The sequence below is a fragment of the Planomicrobium sp. CPCC 101110 genome (assembly GCF_007859395.1).
Lineage (GTDB): Bacteria > Bacillota > Bacilli > Bacillales_A > Planococcaceae > Planococcus.
In genome coordinates this window covers 1,573,240-1,588,636 of record NZ_VOHD01000003.1, presented here as the reverse complement: position 1 = coordinate 1,588,636, position 15,397 = coordinate 1,573,240, and the positions used below count along the sequence as shown (strand labels likewise).

Annotated in this window: 19 protein-coding genes and 1 pseudogene; 4 read left to right on the top strand and 16 right to left on the bottom strand. The window is 45.7% G+C overall.

Translation table 11 applies throughout. The features are described 5' to 3' along the window. From FQV30_RS07785 to FQV30_RS07755, 8 genes are all read right to left on the bottom strand, one after another. Positions 1 to 400: dihydrofolate reductase (locus FQV30_RS07785; RefSeq protein ID WP_146499521.1), on the bottom strand; the 400-nt coding region annotated here is incomplete at its 3' end. 12 nt (positions 401 to 412) lie between these two features. Further along, positions 413 to 1,357 (bottom strand): thymidylate synthase, encoded by a 945-nt coding sequence (locus tag FQV30_RS07780; protein WP_146499520.1) that lies wholly within the window; start codon positions 1,355 to 1,357, stop codon positions 413 to 415. Positions 1,358 to 1,431: 74 nt separating this feature from the next. Continuing rightward, positions 1,432 to 2,025, bottom strand: a complete 594-nt coding sequence (locus FQV30_RS07775; protein ID WP_146499519.1) for a YpjP family protein — start codon at positions 2,023 to 2,025, stop codon at positions 1,432 to 1,434. A gap of 355 nt (positions 2,026 to 2,380) precedes the next feature. Next, positions 2,381 to 3,172, bottom strand: a complete 792-nt coding sequence (locus tag FQV30_RS07770) for a class I SAM-dependent methyltransferase (protein WP_146499518.1) — start codon at positions 3,170 to 3,172, stop codon at positions 2,381 to 2,383. Continuing rightward, complete coding sequence (locus FQV30_RS07765) at positions 3,169 to 3,606, bottom strand: BrxA/BrxB family bacilliredoxin (protein WP_146499517.1); 438 nt, start codon at positions 3,604 to 3,606, stop codon at positions 3,169 to 3,171. The genes FQV30_RS07770 and FQV30_RS07765 overlap by 4 nt, the downstream gene beginning before the upstream one ends. A 172-nt stretch (positions 3,607 to 3,778) precedes the next feature. Next, positions 3,779 to 4,174, bottom strand: coding sequence for a hypothetical protein (locus FQV30_RS07760; protein ID WP_146499516.1), 396 nt, complete (start codon positions 4,172 to 4,174; stop codon positions 3,779 to 3,781). A 50-nt stretch (positions 4,175 to 4,224) separates the two neighbouring features. Beyond that, on the bottom strand, positions 4,225 to 4,371 hold the full coding sequence (locus tag FQV30_RS17905) for a hypothetical protein (protein ID WP_186725550.1): 147 nt from the start codon (positions 4,369 to 4,371) through the stop codon (positions 4,225 to 4,227). A gap of 14 nt (positions 4,372 to 4,385) precedes the next feature. Beyond that, positions 4,386 to 4,595, bottom strand: a complete 210-nt coding sequence (locus FQV30_RS07755) for a hypothetical protein (protein ID WP_146499515.1) — start codon at positions 4,593 to 4,595, stop codon at positions 4,386 to 4,388. A gap of 258 nt (positions 4,596 to 4,853) precedes the next feature. Between FQV30_RS07755 and FQV30_RS07750 the strand changes: the two genes are divergently transcribed. Further along, complete coding sequence (locus FQV30_RS07750; protein WP_146499514.1) at positions 4,854 to 5,249, top strand: hypothetical protein; 396 nt, start codon at positions 4,854 to 4,856, stop codon at positions 5,247 to 5,249. A 152-nt stretch (positions 5,250 to 5,401) separates the two neighbouring features. Here FQV30_RS07750 and FQV30_RS07745 read toward each other — a convergent pair whose 3' ends face one another. The 5 genes from FQV30_RS07745 to FQV30_RS07725 form a co-directional block, all read right to left on the bottom strand. Further along, positions 5,402 to 5,611, bottom strand: a complete 210-nt coding sequence (locus tag FQV30_RS07745) for a hypothetical protein (RefSeq protein WP_146497619.1) — start codon at positions 5,609 to 5,611, stop codon at positions 5,402 to 5,404. Between the two features lie 75 nt (positions 5,612 to 5,686). After that, positions 5,687 to 5,998, bottom strand: a complete 312-nt coding sequence (locus FQV30_RS07740) for a hypothetical protein (RefSeq protein WP_146499513.1) — start codon at positions 5,996 to 5,998, stop codon at positions 5,687 to 5,689. 173 nt (positions 5,999 to 6,171) lie between these two features. Further along, positions 6,172 to 7,302, bottom strand: a complete 1,131-nt coding sequence (locus tag FQV30_RS07735; RefSeq protein ID WP_146499512.1) for a conserved virulence factor C family protein — start codon at positions 7,300 to 7,302, stop codon at positions 6,172 to 6,174. Between the two features lie 21 nt (positions 7,303 to 7,323). Continuing rightward, complete coding sequence (locus tag FQV30_RS07730; protein ID WP_146499511.1) at positions 7,324 to 9,204, bottom strand: ABC-F family ATP-binding cassette domain-containing protein; 1,881 nt, start codon at positions 9,202 to 9,204, stop codon at positions 7,324 to 7,326. Further along, the gene (locus tag FQV30_RS07725; RefSeq protein ID WP_146499510.1) at positions 9,201 to 9,836 is read right to left on the bottom strand and encodes an HD domain-containing protein; all 636 of its coding nucleotides are present in this window, start codon (positions 9,834 to 9,836) and stop codon (positions 9,201 to 9,203) included. The genes FQV30_RS07730 and FQV30_RS07725 overlap by 4 nt, the downstream gene beginning before the upstream one ends. Positions 9,837 to 9,995: 159 nt before the next feature. Between FQV30_RS07725 and FQV30_RS07720 the strand changes: the two genes are divergently transcribed. Further along, positions 9,996 to 10,202 (top strand): cold-shock protein, encoded by a 207-nt coding sequence (locus FQV30_RS07720; protein WP_146499509.1) that lies wholly within the window; start codon positions 9,996 to 9,998, stop codon positions 10,200 to 10,202. 173 nt (positions 10,203 to 10,375) lie between these two features. Here the strand turns inward: FQV30_RS07720 and FQV30_RS07715 are convergent, their stop codons facing one another. Further along, positions 10,376 to 12,340: a hypothetical protein gene (locus FQV30_RS07715; protein ID WP_146499508.1), complete on the bottom strand. Its 1,965-nt coding sequence runs from the start codon at positions 12,338 to 12,340 to the stop codon at positions 10,376 to 10,378. Between the two features lie 17 nt (positions 12,341 to 12,357). Next, complete coding sequence (locus FQV30_RS07710) at positions 12,358 to 13,584, bottom strand: ATP-grasp domain-containing protein (RefSeq protein WP_146499507.1); 1,227 nt, start codon at positions 13,582 to 13,584, stop codon at positions 12,358 to 12,360. Positions 13,585 to 13,743: 159 nt separating this feature from the next. Between FQV30_RS07710 and FQV30_RS07705 the strand changes: the two genes are divergently transcribed. Then, positions 13,744 to 14,313 (top strand): GNAT family N-acetyltransferase, encoded by a 570-nt coding sequence (locus tag FQV30_RS07705; protein WP_146499506.1) that lies wholly within the window; start codon positions 13,744 to 13,746, stop codon positions 14,311 to 14,313. A 54-nt stretch (positions 14,314 to 14,367) separates the two neighbouring features. Here the strand turns inward: FQV30_RS07705 and FQV30_RS07700 are convergent, their stop codons facing one another. After that, positions 14,368 to 14,565: a zinc-finger domain-containing protein gene (locus tag FQV30_RS07700; protein WP_146499505.1), complete on the bottom strand. Its 198-nt coding sequence runs from the start codon at positions 14,563 to 14,565 to the stop codon at positions 14,368 to 14,370. 147 nt (positions 14,566 to 14,712) lie between these two features. On the opposite strand from FQV30_RS07700, the pseudogene FQV30_RS07695 reads away from it, so the two are divergent. Beyond that, positions 14,713 to 15,396 (top strand): annotated as a pseudogene (locus tag FQV30_RS07695) (queuosine precursor transporter). The last annotated feature ends 1 nt before the right edge of the window (position 15,397 follow it).

The window sequence follows — 15,397 nt, the reverse complement described above, 5'->3', positions numbered from 1 at the left end:
ATTCGGTTCCATACTCGGGGAAGAAAGTGTCCCCCTCGAACGGTTTTTTGATCATTGTGATATAAAGGCGGTCCGCACGCGGCAAAACCGACCGGAAAACTTCTTCTCCGCCAATGACCATAATTTCTTCATGAACTTCTGAGGCTAACCGGATGGCGTCATCCAGCGTGTGGACCACGTCAGCGCCTTCCACTTGGTATTCCGGATTGCGCGTTACTATAATATTGCGCCGCTTTGGCAGCGGGCGCCCTATAGATTCAAAGGTATTGCGCCCCATGACGATTCCTTTGCCAAGTGTATGCTTTTTAAAATATGCCAAATCTTCAGGGATATGCCAAGGCAGTAGATTGTCTTTGCCGATCACCCGGTTCGGATCATGTGCCACCATTAACGAAATCATGCCTATTCCTCCTTATACTGCCACTGGAGCTGAAATTCTAGGATGCGGGTCGTAGCCTTCTATAGAAATATCCGATAGAGTCAAATCGAAGATTGACTCAATCTCTTCATTTATTTTTAATGTAGGCAACTTTTTCGGCTCCCGGGTCAATTGCTCTTTTACTTGCTCCAGGTGATTTGTGTATAAATGTGTGTCTCCTGTCGTATGGACAAAATCCCCGACTTCAAGTCCGCATTCTCTGGCTACTAGATGGGTGAGCAAGGCGTATGAAGCTATATTGAAAGGAACGCCCAGGAAAACATCTGCGCTTCTTTGGTATAACTGGCAGGATAACTTGCCGTCTGCCACGTAAAATTGAAACATCGTATGGCATGGCGGAAGTGCCATATCGTCCACAAATTCCGGATTCCACGCCGTCACGAGATGGCGTCTGGAATCGGGATTTGTTTTGATCGCTTCAATCACGTTGCGAAGCTGATCGATCGTATCGCCCGTCGTTGTCGCCCATGAGCGCCACTGTTTTCCGTACACCGGCCCCAAATCGCCGTATTTCTCCGCGAACAAATCGTCCGACAGGATTTTTTCTTGGAAAATCGTCATCTGTTCTTTATAGACCGCAGCAAACTCCGGGTCTTTTTGCGCCCTTCTGCCAAAGTCCGACATGTCCGGTCCTTCGTATTCTTCGCTTTCGGCCCACTGGGCAAAAGCCCATTCATCCCAGATATGATTGTTTTCCGCGATCAGCGTCTGGACATTCGTATCACCTTTGATGAACCACAGCAATTCCGAAACGATCAGCCGGAATGCCGTTTTTTTTGTTGTCATCAACGGAAAGCCATCATTCAAGTTGTACCGCATCTGGTAGCCGAACACGCTGAGCGTTCCGGTTCCGGTACGGTCCTCTTTTCTTGTTCCGTTATGTAGAATGTGTTCGCATAAATCTAAATATTGTTTCATAATTTGTTCCCCTCCGTTATCCTTTTTATAATAACAAAAACTACGAAAAAAAACCGTTACAACTGTAACGGTTTTTAGGAAAGCCACTTGGGCGGCGTGTCTTTCGACCAATAAATATCGCCAAGGGCATAATGTTTTTGGTAATTGTCTTCCGCAATATGATAATGGAAATTGAAAAAGTAGCCTTCTTGAGGCTTTTTCTCTGTTCTTACATGGAATCGGATTTCATCTTTTTTAGTGTTGATGTCGTAAATGTGAAATATTTTTTCAGCATAATCTCCAGCAGGTTTTTCGCTGATGGCCAACCGGTTTAACTTTTCTGCTCCAAGGCTGCCAAGATGCATATCGATCGCTTGCTGGATATTCGGCAATATTGCGGTTTGGAATTGGCCTTGAATAACCGGTCCTATGCGGGAACCGAATTTCATATAAGCTTGCTCTTCTGAAGTTTGATAAAACGAATCGATCACTGTCCGGCCGTTAACATAATACTCGCTTAAATCGACCCAGTCATAAGTATAGTCTTTGCTTTCATTCGCGGCTGCATGTGATTTTTGTGTACCTTTATCGTCAAGAATGGTTTCCCACAATGTATGGTTCGGGGAAATAGCGCCCAATGTCAAGACGGCCACTGCAATCATCAGTGATTTCTGCCACCAGCTTTTCATCAACATCACCCTCATTTTTGAACAATTTCTTACTTTACATTGCTATTTTAGACGAATTTTATTGGTAAAGGTTTCATCTTCTTGTATTTCATTGTACAATAAAGTTATTCATTTAGCTCTGTTTTTTCGAAAAAGGAGGAAATTTCTTGGATACTTCATTATTGGCTGGGCTTGGCCTATTGGGCATGCTTGCATATTTGATTTCATTGCATTATACAGATTGATCTATATGAAAAACTGACTGAAAACTTATTATGCACAAAAAGTTTTAATAGCAGGCGGACCCGAAGCAATCGGATCTGCCTGCTATTTTTGTTCTTCTTTTGTTTCAGCAGAAAAAAAGTTCCGGCATGTTTCATTCCGGAACTTTTTCAGGACGGCAATCGATGACGCCATAATGGAATTTCGTATTGGGCCGTACGCGTCTTTTGAATCCGTACTTTTCAAAATCGCCTGACCTGAAATGCGCTTTCAGCACGACGCTTTTCCGGGCCGTCCGAACCGCTTGTCCTACCCAGGCTCCAGTCAGCTGCCCCATATCCGCAGTCTCTCGGAGCGGCAGGAAATTTGAAGCTTCCGCAATTTCTTCAGTGAACATCGGATCCATATAAACCACGTCCACAGAATCGTCCGGCAGCGAAGACAAGTATGCGACGGCGTCTGCCGGAATGACGCGGATCCGCCTCATGGCTTCGGATAAATGCGGCATTTTGTCATATGCAGCCAGTCCTTTTCCAATGACATAGGCAATTGTCGGATGGGACTCGCAACCGACCACCTCCCCTTCGTTCCCTACCCATTGCGAGGCCACAATGGCATCAGATGCCATGCCTAATGTGCAGTCGACAAACGAATCGCCGATTCCAAGGCCAGATACTTCGATCAATGGGTCTTCTTCTAGCGGGCGTTTTGTCCGAAAAGCAGAAGAATTGGGATGAAAAAAGAACGGCTCGGTTTTACCCATCGGATAAAACTCGAGGCGTTCTTTTGCAACAACAAGGATATCAGCGCCCAATTCTTCATGCAGTTTGCCGACGGAACGCTTGTTGCGGCTTATAAAAGGGGCTCCTAAATCACGGGAAATTATCCCGCCTTTCATTACCAAGGCGTCCGTTGTCCGGTACGCCGTCGTCACAACCGTTTTCACTCTGCAGCTACCTGCTGCAACACCTGCTTTAGGTGCTCGCGTATATGATCGACGGGATGTCCTTCAATTTGCTCGCGCGGAATGAAGTAAGCCAGTTGGCCATCTTTCAATACCGCTACCGACGGAGATGACGGTGGAATTTCTTCAAAATAATTGCGCATTTGTGCTGTCGCCTCTTTGTCCTGGCCAGCAAAAACGGTCACCAAGTGGTCTGGTTTGGCATCAGCCTGTCTTACCGCTTCGATAACAGCCGGACGAGCAAGACCAGCGGCACATCCGCACACGGAGTTGATGACGACCAGGCTGATTCCTGATGCTTCGCTCATATGTTCATTCACTTCTTCTGCAGTCAATAATTCTTTGAAGCCTTCGTCAGTCAATTGCTGGCGCATTGGAGCAACAATGCCTTTCATGTATTCATCATACGCATTCATGTTTCCGCCTTCTTTCATTAAAATTCAAATACGCCTGGTTCAAAGCGTTTTCTCCTTTTATTCTAACCTACCCGCGAACCAGTTTCCTAATTTTCCGCTTGAGCCGTCATTGTTTAGTGCTTCCATCATAGGTGGAAAAAAGTATTTGTTTCGATGCTCAGAACAGGGGGATTCACTTTCTGCGCTTGAAAAGCCGGGTAAAAAAACTGGAGGAGTTTTCCTTATATCCGTATATCGCTTTGTACCTTTCTTCAATGTCTTCGGATGCAAAATATTCCGCCTCAAAAAAATGAATCGGCTCAATCCGCATCGTGAACAAAGCTCCTTCTTCATTTTTCAGATTGCACCAATGCCACTGCCCACGAGGATTGCTTTCATAATCGTTCTTGACCAACAGGTATGGTTTTTCAAAAGCCTGGACATCCGCTTCGCCGGAAGTTTTTGATTCGATAGCCTTGTTGTAGCATGACAAAGCCTCTTCATAATCCAAATAATCTAAATGTGTCTCCTTGCCCTTTGCAGAAGGTTCTTCCGTACTTGTAGTCAAACGATATAAAATATTTTCCATTGCGTACTCCCTCCTAAAATTTACCTAAGGATATTATACGCTTTAGTTAGTTATAAAGCACCATTATCTAAAAATTTCAGTAGTCTTTTTTCTTCACATAAACCCTCTTGGACATATACAAAAATCTCCTTCTTTCCCTCTGCTTCCGAAATATCAATTCCAATGCCAATTACTTGAGGATCCCATTCAGGCTGCAATCAAAAAAGCCACCCTATTTGGATGGCTTCAGCAAAGATATATGTATGCCTTCGACAGTCGGAGGACGAAGGATGATGGATTTTTCACATTCTTCAATCGTATATTCCTGGAGAAACGCTTCGACATCCAATGGATGTTCCACATCGGTCTCTCTTATTATTTCCCTGGCTACTAAATAACTCCGTGATTCGTTTAACGTTCTTCCTTTGATCGTAATATTCACAAGGCATCCCCCTTAACATTAATATTAGATTATCATACTTTTTTAAGGAAGTAACGCTTATTCTGAACTAAAAACTATAGAAATATATTTAAAATATAAGAAATATATGATTCAATCGATTCATATCGTGGTTCTTTTTTCTCCCGCTCATTTCAAAAAGGGCATTTGCTATTCAGAAATATTCCATCTTACTTTGTCCAGAACAGTAGGTAAATCCCTTTTCTTGTCGAATTGTTAAAGGGAAAGGAGGTGCTCATCATGGGGAATATGCAAGAAACCATCAACGTTCTTCGGCTGGCGATGGAAGGGGAGTTTGGACGGGACAACTCCTTATCGTTCATCACGCCGGCAGGCATTTATTTCGGCAAACTTTTGGCGATCAAAGAAGAAACAAGAGAACCTGCGCACGCGGATGAACTTGTACCGATCAATTATTCCAAAGCCAACTTCTATACAAGATCTGAATTGAAAAGCCAGGACAATCACTTTCTGAAGGATCTGGATTTTAGTGAAACGATCCTATTGGAGGATGTAAAATTCAAGACCGGCAAAACAGTCAACCATATCAAACATGCGGTTCTTAACATCAATCAGATCATTTCCGTCCAACTGGTGGCCAATTCGGCCATTGACGATGTATTGAAGAATTATTAGATTGGCGGAGTATGCAAGGCGCACCGGAAGTTGCAGTTTATTGCAGCTTCTTTTTGTATAGAAAATCCCCTTTAGCCTTCTCGGTTTATCTTCTCTTTTTGTTCGCTTTTGGAAGCTCCAGAAAAATGAAAAAAGAGCGCCCAATAGGACACTCACCACCTGAAAACTAATTCTACCGACTTTAGATCTTTCACCAATTTTTTTTCGTTTGTTGAATGCGAGACCAATTCCACGTCAGGCTGGCAAAGATTTTGTGTGAAATGATCGGAGATTTCATCTGCCGCTACATGCACATCCACTTCTTCGCCCCCCCATGTATCGCCGTCCACGAAATGGTAAATCAAGTTGAACTTTTTTGGCATCGTATCCCTCCTTTCTCTATTCCTTATTCGGCAAAGAGGGAAGAATCCCTGCACAAATCGGCTTTTTTCGTCAGATCAAGAAATGCTTTTGTTTTGTTTGGTGTACTGGCTGTTGATATACGACAGCATCTCACCGAACACGTCATAATCATACCATTCAAATGGCACGGTCTGGGACACGTCATTCCCCGCTTTGATATGCAGGCTCGTAGCGCTCAGTTGCACAATATTCCGATCATCCGCATGGTTTTTGTCCTGGATTTCTTTGCCTGCGTATCTTTTTTTCACCTTATTGAACAACTCGTCACGCTCGCTTTCATCTTTGAACTCCCATGATTCGTATTTCCCCTGATGAAGCAGTTCAATGCTGTAGATGTCTGATTCCATCGTTTTACCCCTCCCATTTCACCGCTGCTTTCACTCGGTGAAATACTTTGTGTTTAATGGAGTTTACCTCTTTCTCCGATTTGAGAAACATTTTGTTTTCTCCATCGGATCCATCTGCATAAAAAAACTGGCCTCAGCACCATTTGGAACGGGCTGAGGCCAGTGTTCTGCCATCAATCTTCTTTTATCGCCTGGCGGGCTTCGGTCATTTGCTTCCAAACCGAACCTTTTGCTTCTTCGCCCTGTTCAATACGGGCAATTGCCATTTTGATTTGCAGCTTCACTTCAAATTCCGGATCATTTTCCGACTCTTTCAAAGCGGGCAACGCTGCTTCAGTCCCTGCTTCGTACAGGAACATTGCAGCTCTCCAGCGGACAAGTTTGTTTTTGTCTTTCAATGTTTCAATCATGATCGGCTCGAATTCAGGAAAACCTAAATCGCTTATGGCATCTCCGGCTGTTCTTCGGACCGCCCAGCTTTTATCTTTCATCGCCCGTTCCATAAGGGGGACAACAGCTTTGTCTTTGATGTCGCCTAAATAAATGGCTGCCTGGCGGCGTATAGACATTTTCTCATCTTCCAGCGCTTTTGACAGGAGCGGCAGATCGTCGAGTTCACCTTCGTTCATCTGCTCAAGCAATTGGAAACGCGTTTCCCAGTCTGGAACATCGAATTCTTCCACTGTTACTTTCCGGCCGCGGACGACCGTTTCCGAATCTTCCTCCTGGTTCTCTGCAACCATGCCATCCAAACGGCTTTGTGGATAAGCGGCTTCGAGTTCTTCGGCCACGCTTTGGCCGATTTCTTCTTTTTCCCCATACCGGACGCCATAGTCGGCCCATTTGCGCTGCAGCAGATAGTTTTCCTCAGCCGGATCCATGACGGCGCTCATCGCTTTCATAAATCGTTCCGGCATCGCAAAGCGTTTTTCAGATGTGCTGTCAAACACTTTCACTTGCAGCGGAATTCCTTTGAACTGCTGAACGTGGACGTATACCTCTCCAAAATGTTCATCAATCTGAATTTCATCGTTTGCGTGACTGCTGTCTTCGCCGAATATGCGGCGGACTTCTGCCAAAATCGCCTCCCAGTCAAATTTCGCGATTCGTTCGACCGCAAGAAAATCAGCTACGTGGTATACGCCTTTAACGCCTTTCACCGCCAGGATTTTCCTCACTTCCGATGGAGCGCCTTCCAAATTGCTCTCGTTGTAATTATGGCTTTTGCCAAACGGCAGTTCCTGGTCGATGATCACTTTCATCGTATTCGGGCTTGGAGTCGGTTCGATTGTTTTGATTTTCACACATAGTCCCTCCTGTTCGATTTATGACTCTGCGATTTCCTGGAGGAAAGTCCACCGTTCAATCATCTGGTCATATTGCTCGGTCAGTTTATCAATGTCTTCCGTTATTTTGTTCAATTTCTCAAAGTCGGAACCACAAGATGCCATGTCTTCTTGCCGCTGTTCGATTTGCGCTTCCACTTCCGCAATATCATCGAGAATGGTGCTGTATTCTTTTTGTTCGCTATACGTCATTTTCTTTTTCGGCTTTTCAGGATTTGGCGCTTCTTTTGCAGGTTCAGATTCTATCACTGGGGCCGTTACGGTCTCTGTTTTTTCCTTGATAAACTCGGTATACAACCCTTGATATTCCAAAATTTCCCCTGTACCGGTCGTCCATAATTTTCGTGCGATGCGGTCCAGGAAAAAGCGGTCATGCGATATTGTGATAACGACGCCCGGGAAGTTCTCCAGGAAGTCTTCCAAGACAGACAGTGTTTGAATATCCAAGTCATTTGTCGGCTCATCTAAAAATAAGATATTCGGCTGTTCCATCAATAATTTCAACAAATATAGGCGTTTGCGTTCTCCGCCTGACAGTTTCCCGATCAACGTGCCATGCGCATTTGAAGGAAACAGAAAGCGCTCCAGCATCTGGGTCGCAGATAAGCGGACGCCTTTTGCGGCTTCATAGTCGCTGGAAATTTCCTGAATGTATTCAATCATGCGCTGGGATTCGTCCATATCTGGCAAATGCTGCGTGAAATGGGCAATCTTAACAGTGCTGCCATAGTCAATTCTGCCTTCTGTCGGTCCATACTCACCCGCAAGCACTTTCATCAATGTTGATTTCCCAGCACCGTTCGGGCCGACAATTCCAATTCGGTCGCCCCCTTGCAGAAGGAAGCTGAAGCTGCGGAAAATAACATTGTCGCCAAAAGCCATGCCCAGATTCTCGCCTTCGATGATTTTCTTGCCGAGGCGCTGGCTTTGCATGGACAGCTCCAGAGATGTGTTGTCGTTTTCTTTTTGAACATTTTCTTTGATTTCTTCAAAGCGCTGAATGCGTGCTTTCTGTTTTGTTGAACGCGCCTTTGCGCCGCGGCGAATCCATTTCAGCTCAGAGCGGAAGCGGTTTTCCAATTTTTGTTGTGAAGAAGCTGCCATTTCATCGCGAATTGCTTTGTTTTCCAAATAATCGCCGTAGTTTCCTTTATGGGTATACATCGTCTGGTCGGCCAGCTCGAAAATATGGGTCGATACCGCATCCAGGAAATAACGGTCATGGGTCACAAACAACATGGCGCTGTTCATGCGCAGCAGCGTTTCTTGCAGCCATTCCGTCGATATGGCATCCAGATGGTTGGTCGGTTCATCGAGCAAGATCAGATCCGCTGGCTCGATCAACGCTTTTGCCAGCGCCACCCGTTTGCGCTGGCCGCCTGACAATTCACCGATTTTTTGGTCGAACATGTCAATGCCGAGTTTCGTCAATGCCGTTTTCGCCAGCGCATTGACATCCCATGCATTTTCCCGCTCCATGCCTTCCTGTATTTTCATCAGCTCGTCCTGCAGCTGCGTAGAGCTTGAATCGACCATCATATTTTGAAGTGCCTGTTCATATGAGCGATTCAATGCCAATATCGGGGAATCACCTGAAAAGACCGTTTCCAGAACGGTTAAAGACTCGTCAAATTCCGGTTCTTGTTTCAAATACGTGATCCGGTATTTTTTCGGGTGGTCTACAGTTACCGAATCGGCTTCGACTTCACCGGCCAATATCGACATCAACGTCGATTTCCCTGTTCCGTTAACACCGATCAAGCCCGCGCGCTCTCCTGGATACAGTGAAAATTCCACGTCCTTGAATAAAGTTTTGGCTCCAACAGTTTTTGTTAAGTTTGTTATATTTATATGGCTCATGCTTTCCCATCCGTTTCCTTTTGAAGTTGCTCTAAAAAGGATAACATAAATTGATGCCGTTCTTCAGCGATTTGCTTTCCTGAAGCAGTGGTCATCCGGTCTTTCAGCAGCAATAGCTTTTCGTAAAAATGGGTAGCGCTGCTTGTCGGCTTTGACCGGTACTCCTCTTCACTCATATTTTGCCGCGGTTGTTCTTGCCAATCGTAAAGCTTGCGGCCTTTCGCTCCGCCAAAAGCGAACGTTCGTGCAATGCCGATCGCCCCGATGGCATCCAGCCGGTCAGCGTCTTGGACAATTTTCGCTTCGGCCGTTTCAGCCGGAATTCCGCTCCCGCCTTTGAAGGATACGGATTGGATGATGCCGCGGAGTTCCGACTTTACAGTTTCCGCCAAACCAAGGCTGTTCATGATATCCCCTTCCAAATCTTCTCCTTCTTTGCGGTATTTCGGATCGGAAACATCATGAAGCAAAACTGCCATTTCCACCAAAAATGCATCCGCTTTCTCATGCTTCAAGATCTCCTTCGCATTTTGCATCACGCGTTCGATATGCTGCCAGTCATGGCTCGCATCAAATGTGCTGTAGATTTCTTTAACCACTTTTTCGCATTGCTCAATAATCGCTTTTGTCATAACAGGTCTCCTTTTCATCTAATACTTCCATTATAACCTTTCTCCGTTGATCGTGTTTCATGCCATTGACGATTGGAAAGGCTTCAGGTATAGTATAGCCACCATTAAAAGACTTTTTTAATGGTACCGCGCTACGACTCAATACTAGGGGGAACGTGCATGCACCAAGGAACAGTGAAATGGTTTAACGCAGAAAAAGGCTATGGCTTTATCGAAGCTGCCAACGGTGATGAGGTTTTCGTCCATTTTACCGGTATTCAAGGCGAAGGGTTTCGCACGCTCCAGGAAGGCAAGAACGTTGTTTTTGAAGTTATTGACGGCAACCGCGGTCCCCAAGCAGCTAATGTAGTGCTGATTCAACCTTAAAAAACCAATGGCAAACAACAGAAAAGGACTATCCCAAAAAGTCATTCAAATTGACGTTTGGAATAGTCCCCTTTTTTATGCGAATAGATGCTGAAGCGGCTAATAAAGAAAAGGCAACCCAAAACAAGACCCGGTATTATCCCCGGGTCTTGGCCTGTGTTGTTCAGTTTTTGTTATGCCCAAGTATAGGTCTGGCCCCAGCTTTCGCGCGCCAGTTTTTCAATAGCTTCGACGTCAGTGTCTTCTACCATATATGTGTCGCCCTGTTCGTACGGATTAAAGTGGAACGCGTACATGCGCGCGACAAATTGATGGAATGGCAGTGAAGATTCGCCTTCAAGCTCCCCGTTTCCGCTGACGCTTGTCTCGATCCCTTGGCCCCAGTTCTGTCCGCTGTCGTTGTTCGGATTATAGAAATAGATGCGGTATTCCTCATCCGGATCCTGGGCAATGCGCTGAATGGAAACCGCATGCAGCCCCAGCAGCTTGCCGTGGACATTGGTGATGTAGATGCCGACAGGGTTCGGATAGATCAACTCATATCCCTCATTATAAAGCGGATGGTGTGTTGCATAGAACAAGCGGACAAATGCATCATAATCTGTCACAAATCCCGTGAACGGATCAATGATGTTGGCAAATCCGCGCGGAATCCATTCGCCATAGAATTCCGGGTTGACCCATTTATGGCCATCTTCTCCACGAAGCAAGGTTTTCTTCATCATTTCATTGTAGATCTTATCAAGATGCGGGACAAGTACGCTCGAAACCGGATCCAATTCATGATGGATTTCGCCCGCAACCCCGTCTTCAATTGAATTCGAGTGGATTTCCTCTCCTTCGAAAGTCATGTCGATATCATTTTCCCGCACAGCCCGAGCAATATACTCCAGAAGTTGGCCAACGCCATGCTGTGCCCATAAGCTTAATGCGCGAGCAGATTGGCATGTCGGGTTCAGCCCCTGTCCGATTCCAAGCGGTTGGCCCAGAACGGAAATAACGCCGCCTATCAATACTCCGTTTGCAGAAAGCCCCGCTTTCCGGAAGTCCTGCCGCAATATCCGCTTTTTCACTTCAGGACGTATATCGATGTCAAACAGTCTTCGAATGGCGGGAATTAGCGGTTCCTGCGTCAATACCCCGCGGTCCAGCATCCGGAACAAGCCGTAGATCACTTTGCTTGTTTGCGGGTAAACGGAAAAGTGAATCATATCGCGGACAAGTTCCTGATTCGCATTGAAACTTGCCGTTCCCATTTCAGACAAGTCGAGGAACTCCGGAATAAGTTCGGGCTTGCTTCTATTAAGATAACGCATGAAAATAGCCGCGATCGGAGCCACTAGGCCCGTTTTGTTCATGGACACCGCATACTCCCGTGCTTCTTTTCTGAGCGTTTCGTCGTCTGCTTCTACCAGTTTTCTGCGGTATTCTTTCAGGTTCGGCTGCTGTTCGCTCATCGTAGTAGGAGTTGTGATCGCTTTCTGGAAATATTGCAGTGTTTCTTTCGTGTTTTCATCGATATTTTCATCGATCATTTGAGTCGCGGTTTCAATCATGTTGATGATCCGGTCGACCATGATTGGCCGCTGGACTGTCAATCGCTCAATCTCCTCCACAAGCTTGTGTGCTACCGCGCGGTAGGACAGCTTGCTCCCAAGAAAACGGAAAAGCCGTTCGCCGCGCTCAAGATGCGCCCCTCCGCCTTCGACACGCGCTTCCTCTGTTTCGGCGGGAAACAACAAATCCAAGTTCAAAGCCAGCACTTCATTCAGAAAAGCGGAAGCTTCTTCAGGCGGAACTTTTTCATGGACATATTTCTCTTCCGTAATAGACAGCATGCGCAGCTCGCTCAGCAATTCCACCACTGAATTCAGGCCCTTTACGCGAAGGGACCCTCCGACAAATGCCGGTTCCAGGTTGTCCGCTTCTGCCCATGGGCCTCCGTTGAAAACCCCGGCCCTGTCAAAGTCAGCCGCGAATTCATACAGCATTTCCAATCCTTCATCAGTTGCCGCCAGTTCGGTGGCAAGCTGGAAAACTTCCGTCTGATACATGCTCTTGGCAAACGGTTTTGCCTCTTCAAGAGTCCGGAGGGCTTGCCCAAATTTTTCTTTTACAGTAGATGCTTCAGTAGCCATACGTATACCCCCGATTATCAATGATAGAAATCATATTTTTCGTATTTTTTAAGCAGTTCGGTCATTCGGCCGCTGTCTTCCCCGAAGAAGAACAAAGTGCCGTAATGGTTGCCGAATCCAACGCGTTCCGCTACTTTTGAAGTGACGGGGATGAACAAATCATGTTTTTCAAAGTAAGGGTCATTTTTAAGCTCGGCTGGAATATCCAATTTTTCGATCAGGCGCACACGCGGGTAGACCATCAAACTTCCAGCGTAGCCGCGGGCAGAAGTTACTTCTTCCGGGAAAAACGCATCCAATTCCTCTGGGGTCGTATCCGGATCACTGCACAGGATTTGTGCTTGGAAGGCATTGAACCCATAAGCGCGTTCGATCAAGTCGAAAATATGCCCGCCCGGCACTCGCGCCGCAACTTCCCCGAAGTTCAATGTCCCGTCGTGGGAAATGAAATACTCCGGATGGATCACGCCGTATTTGATTTCGAACGAGTCGACCAGTTTTTGGATTTGTTCCCTGATTTGCGGACGCCATTCTTCCAATGCCGGAGATGCTGGTACGAAGTTGGAGTGGCCAAGCTTGACGTACTCGGTAATGTTCAAGAATTTGATTTCGCCGTTATGAATAAAAGCTTCGCAGGAAAATTCCTGTCCGTCCAGATGGCTTTCCATCAAGTAGGGGAATTCCTGCACTTCACTTTTATCTATATCGCTTGCATCGCGGATGACCATATGCCCGACTGTGCCCGCCTTGTTCAGCGGCTTGATGTGGATTGGGTCATTCACGTCGCCGTCAATTTTGATCAATGCATCATTCACCCGCTTCAAAAAGCGGTAAATGTCATCTTTTGAATAAGCTTCTTCAAACACGCCCACTTTGATGCCCGACATCTGCGCTTTCCGTTTCATCAGACCTTTGTCGCGCAGCAGCAGCGACCGGTTGAAAACGCGGGGGTCATCGAAAAACTTGGCGTTCAATACGCCTGCCCATTCAACGGTTTCTTCATAGATGGGAACAGCCAGTTTCACGTCCATTTGAGCCAGTTGTTCATACAGCTCTTCTGAACCTTCATTCAAGCGGTCAAAATCCCATGGCACGAATGGAATATCATGTTCCTTGGCGAAACTGATGAAATCTGGCGGCCCTACTACCACGAATGGCCGATTCAATTTGTCCATCGCTTCAATTGCCGGAATACTCCATCCTAGAATGGCGGTCTTTTTTTTGTTCGTGTTTGTTTCAGTCATAGCATAACTTCCTCTCACCCCATGATAATTTGCAATATACATTAGAGTATTTCCTAATGCGAAAAAATATAAACCTTCGTTCCATAAAGGTTTATTATCCATTTATGGGGGGAAATTGAATAACCAAAATCTCAGCAGCAGAGAAAGGAACTGAATGCGATGGAAAGTTGGTTTTCAAGCCTCCGCGATTATTTCCCGGTCAAGGAAATGAAATCGGAAAACCATATGAAGCAGTTGTTCAAGGAAAAACCGGACGGCTATAAACTTGATGAAGGACCCCAATATACATTGGTTTATTTTGAAAAACCCGATTTTCTGTTTATCGATTATATATTGGTGAACAGTTCTTCGCGCGGCAGCGGCCTTGGCAGCAAAATCATCGATCGGGTCAAAAAGAAAAATAAGATGATCATCCTTGAAGTTGACCCCATTTCCCAAGAAGACCCCGAAACAGCAAAACGTGTACGTTTTTACCAAAAGCAGAATTTCAAAAAAGTTCCATCAATCCAATATGTAAGGAAACACCCCATTACCGGAGAGCGCAGTGAAATGGATATCTTTTACTGGTCCCCTAATACGGAGTCCGAAGATTGGGTCATGGAGAAAATGAAAGAAGCATATGAAGAAGTCCATGCTTTCAAAGGAGAAGAGCTCTACGGCGCTCCTCCCCAAACGGCAGATGAAGTGCTGCAATTGCGTAAAGCAAAGCCGCAGAGCAAAGCCGAATAAAAAACTCCTGTGTATGGAAATGGCTGTTTCCGCACACAGGAGTTTTTTTGGTGATCATTTTTCACTTGTCCCGATCTTGTTCAGCTCTTCCCCTAAAAACTGCAGCTGCGAGCCGACGGTGCATTTGCTGATGCAAAAACGGTGTGCAGCTGTTTTTCCATGGTCTTTCCGTACTTGCCGCTTTACGAAGCAGCCTTCGCAGTACGTATCGAGCATTTCATCTATTTCGTTCATAATTGAAAGTTTATTCACTGCTTCACTCCTCAGAAAAATAGCATTCTGTTATTTTACTATGCATTTGTGTTTTAATCCAACAATAGATATACTGTTCTAGGACATTTTCATAAGGTTTTAGCGGTTCGTGAACTCCCGCTTTATCAAAACTAAGGAGGACTTTTTTTGTTCAATGAATTTCTTGGGCTCAGCTTTGTCTTGGCCAATTTTTTGATGTTAATGATCATGTACAAATTCTTTGGGAAATCGGGATTGTTCGCCTGGGTTGCCATTTCTACGATTTTGGCCAACATACAAGTGACCAAAACCATAGAGATTATCGGATTGACTGCAACATTAGGCAACAGCTTGTATGCTTCCACTTTCCTGGCAACTGATATCTTAAATGAAAAGTACGGCAAAAAAGATGCGCAAAAAGCTGTTTGGCTCGGGTTTTCATCACTTTTGGCCATGATTGCCGCAATGCAATTCGGCATGGGATTTGTACCGGCGGCAAGTGATTTTGCTGATGAATCGCTGCACACCATCTTCGGCTTGATTCCCCAAATCGCTGTCGCCAGCATGATCGCCTATTTGGCGAGCCAGCATCTGGATGTATGAATTTTCACTGCCCTGCGCAGGATTTTCCCTTCGGATGGCCAATTCTGGATCCGGAACAACGGTTCCACGCTGGTAAGCCAGCTGCTTGATACATTGATTTTTACAAGCATCGCCTTTTACGGCGTTTATCCGTTTGATATTTGGATCCAGATTTTCCTTTCCACGTACGTTCTTAAATTTATCGTCTCTGTACTTGATACGCCGTTTGGCTATATGGCCAAACGCATCAAACCGGCAGACGAGAAGTAGG